At 51.7% G+C, this 6,005-nt stretch carries 5 protein-coding genes; all 5 read right to left on the bottom strand.

Features of this window, described 5'->3' with window-relative positions; all coding sequences use genetic code 11:
- Window positions 1-203 precede the first annotated feature (203 nt).
- On the bottom strand, window positions 204-1,349 hold the full coding sequence (locus JOD24_RS14940) for a murein hydrolase activator EnvC family protein (RefSeq protein ID WP_429247240.1): 1,146 nt from the start codon (window positions 1,347-1,349) through the stop codon (window positions 204-206).
- Window positions 1,350-1,393: 44 nt separating this feature from the next.
- Window positions 1,394-2,293, bottom strand: coding sequence for a permease-like cell division protein FtsX (gene ftsX, locus JOD24_RS14945; RefSeq protein ID WP_429247241.1), 900 nt, complete (start codon window positions 2,291-2,293; stop codon window positions 1,394-1,396).
- Window positions 2,283-2,969 carry a cell division ATP-binding protein FtsE gene (gene ftsE / locus JOD24_RS14950; RefSeq protein ID WP_429247242.1) on the bottom strand — a complete coding sequence of 229 codons (687 nt, stop codon included), beginning with the start codon at window positions 2,967-2,969 and terminating at the stop codon, window positions 2,283-2,285. The genes ftsX and ftsE overlap by 11 nt, the downstream gene beginning before the upstream one ends.
- Before the next feature lie 242 nt (window positions 2,970-3,211).
- The gene (gene argH / locus JOD24_RS14955; RefSeq protein WP_429247243.1) at window positions 3,212-4,615 is read right to left on the bottom strand and encodes an argininosuccinate lyase; all 1,404 of its coding nucleotides are present in this window, start codon (window positions 4,613-4,615) and stop codon (window positions 3,212-3,214) included.
- A complete protein-coding gene (locus JOD24_RS14960) occupies window positions 4,566-5,828 on the bottom strand; it encodes an argininosuccinate synthase (protein WP_429247244.1) in 1,263 nt (420 codons plus the stop codon). Before JOD24_RS14960 ends, argH begins: the two co-directional genes overlap by 50 nt.
- Window positions 5,829-6,005 lie beyond the last annotated feature (177 nt).

Raw genomic sequence — 6,005 nt, forward strand, 5'->3', positions numbered from 1 at the left:
GTTCAATATATGACAAGCGGGTCAATGTTAGTATCAGGTTCACTCTAGCAGAATTTAAACTCCTGCACAAGAAAGGGCACCCGGCAAAAAAGAAAAGCCAATGCCGAAGCATTGGTTATACAGCCCAAGCGGAACTCATCACCTGGTACTTGAAGGAATTCGCAAGCGGCCCTGTTTCCAAACTTTAATGAGAGGATCCACCACTATTTCAGGTAAGGCATGGGATCGGTGTGCTCTCCGTTCTTCAGCACCTCCAGATGAAGATGAGGCCCGGTCGACCACCCGTTGTTACCCACCAGCGCGATCGTCTGTCCCTTGGATACAGACTGACCTACGCTCACTTTGACATCCTGGGCATAGACGTGGGCATACAGGGTGGAAATTCCACCCCCGTGATCAATTACGACGATATATCCGTATCCATTCATGGGACGGGAGGCGATCACCTTACCCGCAGCAGCGGCATGAATCGGGGTGCCGAGGGGGGCAGCAAAGTCTACCCCCGTATGCATCTTGTATTGCTTACGGACTGGATGATACCGCATTCCATAACCCGATGTGATGTGTGCACCCTTCACCGGCTTGAGGAATTTCCCTCCGTCATAGGTGCCGGAAGCCTTTGCTGTCGCTTTGCTCGACTTCACTTTCTGTTGATTGCGGACCAGCTCTCGGACCTGTTGACTCTCCTTTTCGTTCACTTCCTCCAGATGTTCCTGCTTGTCGGCCAATCCGTTCAAATCTTTTTCGACTTGTTTATATTCCTGGATCAACTGGGCGTGAAGCTTGTGTGCTTCTTTCTCTTTTTTCCGCCGATCAGTCAAAAGTTGTTCATATTTTTGCTTTTCCTTCCGGAGCCCACTCCGGTCCTGTTGGTACCGTTCAACCAGTTGCTGATCTCTCTGTACCACCATCTGAACAAACTTAAGCCGGTTAAGGAACTCCCCCAGATTTTCCGAATTCAGCAAGGGTTCCATGTAAAACATCTCGCCCTGCTCATACAGAGTGCGAACTCGTTCTTTATACCGTTGCTCTTGTCGGTCCAGTTGTTCTTCCTTCTGCTGAAGATCCTGTTTCGTCTTCTTCAGCTTCTGTTCCAACTCATAGACTTCACTGCTCCGGTCTGCAAGTTCCATCTTTTTTTGGTCGAGATCGGCCAAAACCGATTTCAGATCCTTCTTCGTTGCGGACTTTTCCTTTTCCAGCCTCTGAATCTCCTGATCCCGTTCCTTGATGCCTTCTTTCTTCTCCTGGATGTCTTCAGCATGGATTCCTCCGGGAATAAGGAGGGTAGCGGCCAAAATCAGTGACAACCCACTGCCAATCCAACGTGTGGAAAGGTTGTTTTTCACTCCGTTTCCCCCTCCTGATACTCCACTCTAGACCTCCCCTGCGATCAGGTACGCAGGAAGCGGCGAATGGAAATGAAACTTCCCCAAATCCCGATCAAAACACCCAACACAGCGGTCAGCCCCCCGACCCAGAGAGACAGGGGCCACATCCCGAGCAATTTGAAAAAGCTGTACGCCTTATCCGCGTCCAAAATCTGGATCACAGCACTGTAACCGGCCAGAACCACCGAGACGGGAAGGATCGAACCCATCAATCCGATCAAGGCCCCTTCGATAAAGAAAGGCCAGCGGATAAACCAGTTGCTGGCGCCCACCAGCCGCATGATCTCGATTTCTCGGCGCCGGGCGAAGATGGTCAGCTTAATCGTGTTGGAGATAAGGAAAGCCGCCAGCACCGCCAGAGCCAATCCGAAAATGAAGACCACGTTGCGGACCAGACTCGACATATCAAGGATGCTACGGGAGACCCCGCCACCGAAGTCCGCATTATCCACCTGGTTGGGAAAATCCCTTTTGAGCTCCTCGGACAAGGATTCACTCTGCCGGGGGTCCTTCGCCATCACTTCAAACATGTCGGGGATGGGGTTATCTTTCTCCAGACCATCGAGGAACTTCTCGTCCTCACCGAACCATCCCTTCATCGATTCTAGACCCTCTTGCTTGGAGATGAATTTCACACTCTCCACTTTCGGGTTTTTTGCAATTTGGTTCTTCACATCATCAACCTCATCACTGGAGATCGAGGCGTTTAGAAAGACTCGGATCGACACTTCCCGGTCCAGTTCGGAGGCCATATAGTTAATATTAAAGGCAAACACCAGGAAAAATCCGAAGATCAGCAAGGTGACACTGGCCGCGCTGACCGCGGCAAAGGTCATCCAGTTGTTCCGCAGCAAACTTTTGAAGGCTTCCCGGATATGCCGCAATAACGTTTCAATCCTCATAGCCGTATTCCCCCTGGTGATCGTCGCGTACGATCACACCCTGCTCCACTGCAATCACGCGTTTGCGCATGGTGTTCACGATCTCTTTGTTGTGTGTGGCCATGACGACGGTCGTACCCCGGGAATTGATCTCTTCCAACAGGTACATGATGTCCCAGGAGTTTTCCGGGTCGAGGTTTCCTGTAGGCTCGTCGGCGATGATAAAACTGGGATTGTTCACCATAGCCCGAGCGATGGAAACCCGTTGCTGTTCCCCCCCGGAAAGCTCAGTGGGAAGAGCGTTCATCCGGTCGTGAAGGCCGACCAATTCCAGAACCTCCTGCACCCGCCGCCGGATTTTCCGCTTAGGTGTCTCTACCGCTTCCATGGCGAAGGCGACATTTTCATAGGCTGTCATATTAGGCAGAAGCTTGTAATCTTGGAACACAACTCCGATTCTCCGCCGCAGATACGGGATTTTCCAATCCCGTACCCGCTTGACGTTGACCCCATTGATCAGGATGACTCCGTGGGTGGGGCTGACCTCCCGGTACATCAATTTGATGAAGGTACTTTTCCCCGCACCGCTGGGTCCGACCACATACACAAAATCACCCTGGTCGATCTTCACAGTGATTCCGTTCAAGGCTTTGACGCCATTGGAATAAACCTTGTACACATCATGCATCTCAATCATGTGATCACCCTCGTACGTATTGGGTTCCGACCCTTGGTTAAAATTCCATCTGATTCCGTAACAAATATGGTAGATTAAGATAGAAAAATTCGCAAATGAATGCCGGATAATCCTTTTCATTATATCATCTATGTATATCTTGTATATCATCTATATGAACTTTTCCAGAAATGACACCTTAGTGGTAGAAAACAAAAAACCTGCCGAGTCGATCAGCCAGGTTTTTTCATTTCTTCACCTGCTTAAGAGATAACGGTATCTAGCAGGCTCAGGGTTTCATCCAATTCTTTTCTTTTCTTAGCGATCGTCTCCACCACTCGGTTCCGTGCAGTGCCGCTTCCGGCTTCCCGGGCATCGGTCACCTGTTCCACTTCCAACTTGGAATGGACGTCATCACCGATCAGCGGACAGGCTGCCCTGAATTCCTCCAAGCTTAGATCCCTCAGGAGCCGTCCTTGCTCCAGGCAGGAGAGGACCAGTCGGCCCACCACTTCATGGGCCTCCCGGAAGGGAAGACCCCGGGTCACCAGGTAATCTGCTAGATCCGTTGCATTGGCGAAGCCCTGTTCGGCGTTTTGACGCATCCGCTCCGAGTTCACCTTCATCCCGGCCACCATGGGAGCCGTAAGTGCCAGTGCACCCTGTAAGGTGTCCACTGTGTCGAAGATTCCTTCCTTGTCCTCCTGCATATCTTTGTTATAGGTCAAAGGGAGGGCTTTTAAGGTCGTGATCAAAGCCACCCAATGTCCTGTCACCCGCCCCGTTTTTCCTCGGATCAACTCCGGTACGTCTGGATTTTTCTTCTGGGGCATCATGCTACTGCCTGTACAGAAGGCATCATCCAGTTCAATATAGCCGAACTCCTGGCTGGACCACAGGATCAACTCCTCGGATAGACGGGACAAATGGACCATGATCAGAGAGGCCGCCCCCAAAAATTCCACCAAGTAATCCCTGTCACTAACCGCATCCATACTGTTGTCATACATCCGATCGAAACCCAGTTCCTCTGCCACCGACTCCCGACAGATGGGAAAGGTAGTACCACTGATCGCCCCGGCACCTAGGGGGAGGGTGTTCACACGTTTGTAGCTGTCAAACAACCGTTCCGTGTCTCGGCCAAACATATCGACATAAGCCAGCAAGTGGTGGGCGAGGCGGACCGGCTGAGCCCGTTGCAAGTGGGTATAACCAGGCAGAATCGTATCCACATGTTTCTCTGCTTTTGTCACGAGGGCATCCTGCAAATGATGTAATCCTCTGATCAGATCCAGCGTCTGGGCCCGGACATACAGATGCATATCCAGAGCCACCTGATCATTCCGACTGCGACCGGTGTGAAGTTTTCCACCAACGGGACCCACTTCGTCGATCAGCAACTTCTCGATATTCATGTGAATATCTTCATGCGCTACGGAGAATCCCACTTCACCGGCCCGGATTCTCTCCCGGATCCTCCGCAGTCCTTTTGAAATCGTCTCCACTTCTTCCGCTTTCAGAATCCCGCAGCCCCCCAACATCTGCACATGAGCCAGGCTACCGCGGATATCTTCTTCATACAGTTTTTGGTCAAAGTCGATGGATGCGGTGTATTCTTCAACGAGTCGGTTGGTTGGCTTGGTAAATCGCCCGCCCCAAAGTTTCATCGAATGTGGGATCCTCCTTTTTTGGGTTCACCTTGGAGTAGACCTCTGTCGGCAACCCCCACAGCTGAATAAAACCGACAGCCGCTTGGTGATTGAAAGTGTCTTCCGGTGTGTAAGTGGCCAACTCTTCGCTGTACAGGGAGTATTTCGACTCCCGGCCTGTCACCACCGCTTGACCTTTAAACAGGCGGACGCGGACAGTCCCGGTTACCGTCGCCTGGGTCTCCTGCACAAAAGCATCCAGGGCTGTCATCAATGGAGAGAACCAGAGTCCCTCATAAGCCAGCTCCGCCCATTTCCCTTCTACTACTGGATTGAAGCGAGCCATTTCCCGGGTCTGGGTCAGAAATTCCAGCTCCCGGTGGGCGGTGATCAATGTCATCGCCGCCGGACATTCGTAAACTTCACGGGATTTGATCCCCACCAGTCGATTTTCCACATGATCGATCCGTCCCACCCCGTGCTTGCCAGCTAGTTGATTCAGTTCGGAAACCAACTGATGGAAAGGCAGCTGGTTTCCGTTGAGAGAAACCGGCTTGCCCTGCTGGAACGCGATCTCTACATCTTCCGGTTCGTCCGGAGTGTCTTCCACAGCTACAGTCCACTCATATGCCCCCGTCGGCGGAGCTGCCCAAGGATCCTCCAGGACACCGCATTCGCAACTTCTCCCCCACAGGTTTTGATCGATACTGTAGGGATTATCCAGATCCACCGGGATCGGAATTCCATGATTTTGCGCATAAGCGATCTCTTCGTCCCGGGACATCGCCCATTCTCGGACCGGGGCGATCACTTCCAATTCGGGGTTCAGGGCTTTGACCGCTACTTCAAACCGTACCTGGTCATTCCCTTTGCCTGTGCATCCATGGGCGACCGCCACCGCCCCCTCTGCTGTCGCCACCTTGACCAGCACTTCAGCGATCAAAGGACGGGACAGAGCAGAAACCAGGGGATACTTCCCTTCATACAACGCATTAGCTTTCAGCGCTGGCAACAGATAATGTTCCGCAAACCACTGTCGTGTATCCACTACCAGAGACTTGACCGCTCCCACTTTCAGCGCCTTTTCCTTGACAAAATCCAGGTCTTTTCCTTCTCCCACATCGAGAGCGACTGCGACAACATCGTATCCGTAGTTTTCCTTCAACCACTGAATCGCCACCGATGTATCCAGGCCACCGGAATAGGCGAGAATCACTTTTCCTTTGCTCACGGGCCGAACACCCCTTAATAATCATTCGTTGTTTTGTATTATTATACAAACGGTCAAATAAAAAGTCCACCCCAGATTTCGGGATGTGGTATTATCCCCATACGGTAGACAGTGAAAAAAGTCCATCTGGTAAGATGGACAAAAGCACTGAACTGCCGGAGGGGATTTTCTTATGGC

Origin of the sequence: Kroppenstedtia sanguinis, from assembly GCF_050433445.1 — a bacterium.
Taxonomy (GTDB): Bacteria; Bacillota; Bacilli; order Thermoactinomycetales; family DSM-45169; genus Kroppenstedtia; species Kroppenstedtia sanguinis.